The sequence below is a fragment of the Pseudonocardia sp. P1 genome, from assembly GCF_000178675.2.
Taxonomy (GTDB): Bacteria; Actinomycetota; Actinomycetes; order Mycobacteriales; family Pseudonocardiaceae; genus Pseudonocardia.
In genome coordinates this window covers 1-4,563 of sequence record NZ_ADUJ02000003.1, presented here as the reverse complement: position 1 = coordinate 4,563, position 4,563 = coordinate 1, and the positions used below count along the sequence as shown (strand labels likewise).

The window sequence follows — 4,563 nt, the reverse complement described above, 5'->3', positions numbered from 1 at the left end:
CGTAGTCAGCGAGGTTCTTGTCGGCCTGCCAGGTGCCGCCGGAGTTGACCTTCTGCCAGGCGTCGCCGACGGCGCGCAGCGCCTCATCGAGTCCATTCCCGCGGTGGTGGCGCATCGTCAGCGTGACCAGCACAGCCCAGCCGCCCGCGCTGACGTGGTGGGACAGGACCCGCTCCAGCTCGTCGGCACGCGCGGCGGCGACCTTGGCCGAGCACGTCGCGCACACGTGGACGTTGCCGCAGGAGAACAGGCCCCCGAACCCGGCGACGCGGCCGTCGGCACCCATCGTGTGCTGAGCCTTGGTGCCAGTCGCATCGGTCACGCGCAGGACCACCGAACCGTCCGGGCGGGTACCGGGGCGCCCGCAGGACTGGACCCGCTTGAGGCTGGTGAGCTTGCGGTAGAGCCGCCGGACCAGCCAACGGTCGTCCCGGTTGGCATCGCGCTGGTCCTGCCGAACCGCCGCGTCCTTGCGGTCGCCCACACACGAGGTGCGCCGCGAGTGCGCCACCCAACCGGTCGCCATCCGTACCTGACGTGCACGAACACCCGTCGCAGCCCCGGTCATCGCCGCAGCCCTGAAAGGTTGTGCGTGTACGTGCCAAGGGCCGCGCTTCGCGCGGCCGGCCTCGCGCTTGCGCCTCCGGCGCCGCGCGGGCCGGGCCCGGCTGTGCGGCGGGCTCCCGGACGGGGCGCAACGGGGCTGAGATGGCCGGTGACGGCCGGACGGGGGGTTTCGACGTGTCGGCGTTGAGCGTCGGTCACGACGCCCGTACCGTGGCGTTCAGCCACAGCGACGGTCCTCGATTCTTCGTTTGGATCTTGGCTCGGATCGCCGCTGGTGCAGAGGCCTGGGTGCGCCAACACCTGGGCCTCTCGGCTTTCCGGGGTCTGACCCTGCCCCTCGTGTGATCCGGATCGGCTCCGACACGCCGGGCAGCAGTGCAGCGATCACGCAGGCGATCACGCAGCGGCGGCCGCCGGTCCGGTGTCCGGATCGGCCTGGCAGGCCTCAATCACCGCTCGGACGTAGGCGCCGTAGCCGCCCAGGAACGGGGCGCGGAACCGGGTCAGGTCCTCGCCGGGAGCCGACAGCAGCGCGATCCCGGGCAGGGCGGTGGTGTGGGCCTCGCCCAGCTCACGGGGTGCGCCGGGGTGCAGCAGTTCCACGCTGGCCTGGTTGTCGGTGCGGAAACTGATCCGCAGCGAGCACATGGCGCGCTCGTAGGCACCGACGATGTTGGCCTCGGCCCGCTGCACGATGATCACGACCCGGAACCCGGCCTTGGCGCCCTCAGCCAGCAGTCGCCCGATCGCCGCACGGACGTCCTTGCCCACCTGCTTGTCCTGATCGGCGGTGCGCAGCAGCCCGGCGTACTCCTCGAGCACGACCAGACGCATCGGCGCCTCAGCGGTGACCTCGAGGGTGTCGCGGTCGGCGGGCAGGCTCGTGATCCGCTCGTCCATCTCGGCGACCAGGTCGTGCAGCAGCCGCAGGTAGGCCTGCGGGTCGGCAACGCCCGAGACCTGGTGTGTGGCGTGGCGGGTCCCGGCGAACGGGCGGAACAGCAGCCCTGTCGGGTCGATCCCGCACACGGTGATCCGCTGGTCAGCCGCCATCTGCGCGAGCAGGCCGTAGGTGAACACGCTTTTGCCGGAGCGAGTCACGCCCTGAACGATCATGTGGGCCAGATCGGCCCAGTCCTGCGTGAGTTCGCGGGCGCCCTCGTCGCGGCCCAGCACGACCCGGCCCGGTGCAGCGGGCAGCTGCAGGGCGACGGTCCCGGTCAGCGGGTCGGCGTCGAGCAGCTCGATCCGGGCGTGGATCCGGCCCACCGGCTGGACCCGCAGCGCGGCCGCGCCCAAGTGCGGGGCCAGGCGCAGGGCAGCGCGGCGGACATCGCCGATGAGCTGGCCCGGCAGCAGCTTGATCAGCAGCGTCGTCGGTGGCCCGAGCACCATCTCCACGACCTCGGGAACGACCACTGTCGGGCCGGTCGCGGTGTCGACCTGGGTGCACAGCTCCGCGCCCTCGCAGGACCGGCGCCACGCCCACCACAGGGCATCGGCCTCACGCTCGTCGGCGGCCCGATCCAGCCGCCTGGTCCAGAACCCCATGTCACGTCCTCCTGGCAGAAGACGGCCCCGCACTCCGGAAGCGATCAGGAGTGCGGGGCCGTGGTCATCGGGTCGGTCTCGATCAGGCCGCCGCCTCGCCCTCCTGCTTGCGGCCCCGGTGCTGGCCCTGGCCACGGATGGCCTCGGCCGACCAGCGCGGCGGGGTGAGCTGGCCCGTCTTCCGCGAGACGTAACCGGGGGTCATCACCAGCCCGTCGAAGGCCAGCGCCTGGCCAAAGGAGCCCACCTGAGGCTGCTCGTGACTGGCGATCATCACCTCAGCCACAGCCGTCTTATCCCGGTCATCGGACTCATCGGCAGGAGTGATCACCTCGACCCGCCACAGGCCCCGGCCCTGCTCGTCAACCTCCTGACGGCCGTTCGGATCCGGACGGCGAGAGCCATCGGCCAGCTCCACCCACTTCGCCACCGGAGTCACAGTGCCGGTGCTGATCATGCGGACGCGGTCGGTGTCGATCGGGTAGCTACGCATCGTCTGCTCCTCGTCAAGTCTCGCTCAATCTCGCTCAAACGAAGGTAGCAGACGCGCTCGTAAACCAGCAAACTCAATCACTATCGCTCACACTCACATAGTCACTGCAGCCTTCGTGCAACGATGAACGCCATGACCGATCACCTGCGCGTCGTCCGCACGACGGAGGCTGCTCGCGCGATCGGCATCAGCACCGCGACCTTGCGGCGGTGGTCCCGGAGCGGCGTGGTCACACCTGCCTTCCGAACCAGCGGCGGTCAAGATCGCTGGAACCTCGACGACCTCGCCCGGCAGCTACGCAGCCAACAAGGCGGTCCTGAAGACCACCGAGCAAGTCCACGATCAGCAGAGCCGCCGGTCGTAGCAGCGATCGTCACCTCACATCTCGGAGTCCTAGCAGCGCGACGCAACGACAACACCCCGCCCTGGACCTTCATCGCCGGAAAAATCGAGCCCGGCGAGTCTCAAGCCGACACCGCGATACGAGAGGTCAAGGAGGAGACCGGCCTGACCGTGCTCGCCGGTGAGCACGAGATCGGCCGACGCCTACACCCCGGAACTGGCCGCACGATGATCTATCTTCCGTGCGCTCCAACTGGTGGAACCGACGTCTTCGCCGCCGACCATCACGAACTAGCCGAGGTCCGTTGGCTCAGTCTCGACGAGGCCGAAGAGCTACTACCCGAGATGTTCGAGCCTGTCCGCACACATCTCCAGCGCACACTCCGATGACCAAGAAGGACAGGATCAACGAGCTGCGGCAGTACTACGACCAGGCCGACTTGAGCGACCACATAGAACAAGGTGAGCTCTTCCCCATCAGCAAGGACCATCCAGGACCTGAAGGGCCAGGGGTCTACCTCCTGCACTTCACCGCGCCAGTCAATTACGGCCACGGGCACGGCCAGGAGCGCAACTACGGCGACAGCCGGCACTACATCGGCCAGACGGCCGACATGGCACGCCGACTCATCCAGCACCGAAAAGGTTGGCGCGGCCAGGACCAAGGAGCCTCGTATGTCCGATACGCCGGCAGTCTCGGCATTGACTACGTCCTGGGATACATCGTCCAAGAAGCTGACGAGACGCAGCGGATAGCGATCGAGCGCGAACTGCAACAGAACCCCGCCGCATCCTGCACTCAATGCATCCCCTGATCCATTTCAAGTCGCTTATAAAGCTCACTCCCTCCGGGGGCGCCTCCGGCGGAGACCTCTGCGACCCGCAGCGCGAGTAGCGCAGGTTGCTGGCAGTGCCGTGCGCCTCACGTCCCGAGGAAGAGTGGGTTAGCTCCGGGTGGTGCTGCGATCACGACGGCACCCAAGGCGAGCACCGGCAGGGCCGGGCTGCAAGAGCCACCAGGTCAGCCCGACACCTCTACCCACAAACCGACACCTCAGCCCCAACCCAGGTGAGTCCGGTGCCAGCACAAAACGGCGCACACAGTCATCCAGCTCGGCGCAAGTAAGCCGCTGATCAACATGCCAACGCGCGCACACCGTGGCGCGAGCCTCTTGCACCCCGGCCCTGCCGGCGCTAGGCGCAAGCGCTGCCGACGCGACCGCAGCACCACCCTCCAAGGCAGCAGACTGGCCGAGGGAGGCCCCGACACCTACGCGCCGGGAAACAACGACCGCTCCACCACACCCTCAGCCACCGCGACCAACGACATCCCGGCAGTCACGGCATAACCACGCAGGTAGGCCAACGCGTCGGTGCAGCTCACCCCCAACCGGATCGCCATCATCCCGGTGGCCTGATGCACCACCGCCGGTTCGAACAACGCCACAGAGTCCAACAACGCCGCAGAGTCCACAGACGGCTCAGGCGACTCAAACAACGGGACCACCCGGTCATCACACATAGGGAGCAGCCGTCCTTCACGGTCGACAGGGACCTACTACTGGTCAACTACGCGACCGGGGACTCGGGCCAGCCACAGCATACGTGGC

6 protein-coding genes are annotated in these 4,563 nt (G+C 68.2%); 2 read left to right on the top strand and 4 right to left on the bottom strand.

What is annotated here, in order from left to right; translation table 11 throughout:
- From PP1_RS31520 to PP1_RS31510, 3 genes are all read right to left on the bottom strand, one after another.
- A partial coding sequence (locus PP1_RS31520; RefSeq protein ID WP_443217615.1) for a hypothetical protein occupies nt 1–526 on the bottom strand: 526 nt, incomplete at its 3' end.
- A 437-nt stretch (nt 527–963) separates the two neighbouring features.
- The gene (locus PP1_RS31515; RefSeq protein WP_010243798.1) at nt 964–2,118 is read right to left on the bottom strand and encodes an FtsK/SpoIIIE domain-containing protein; all 1,155 of its coding nucleotides are present in this window, start codon (nt 2,116–2,118) and stop codon (nt 964–966) included.
- Nucleotides 2,119–2,200: 82 nt separating this feature from the next.
- Nucleotides 2,201–2,611: a hypothetical protein gene (locus tag PP1_RS31510; RefSeq protein WP_010243796.1), complete on the bottom strand. Its 411-nt coding sequence runs from the start codon at nt 2,609–2,611 to the stop codon at nt 2,201–2,203.
- Between the two features lie 132 nt (nt 2,612–2,743).
- Here PP1_RS31510 and PP1_RS31505 point away from each other — a divergent pair, with 132 nt between their 5' ends.
- Complete coding sequence (locus PP1_RS31505) at nt 2,744–3,343, top strand: NUDIX domain-containing protein (protein ID WP_033200751.1); 600 nt, start codon at nt 2,744–2,746, stop codon at nt 3,341–3,343.
- A complete protein-coding gene (locus PP1_RS31500; RefSeq protein ID WP_010243790.1) occupies nt 3,340–3,768 on the top strand; it encodes a hypothetical protein in 429 nt (142 codons plus the stop codon). Before PP1_RS31505 ends, PP1_RS31500 begins: the two co-directional genes overlap by 4 nt.
- A 455-nt stretch (nt 3,769–4,223) precedes the next feature.
- On the opposite strand, the gene PP1_RS31495 is transcribed toward PP1_RS31500, so the two are convergent.
- On the bottom strand, nt 4,224–4,400 hold the full coding sequence (locus tag PP1_RS31495) for an ANTAR domain-containing protein (RefSeq protein ID WP_139324266.1): 177 nt from the start codon (nt 4,398–4,400) through the stop codon (nt 4,224–4,226).
- Between the last annotated feature and the right edge of the window lie 163 nt (nt 4,401–4,563).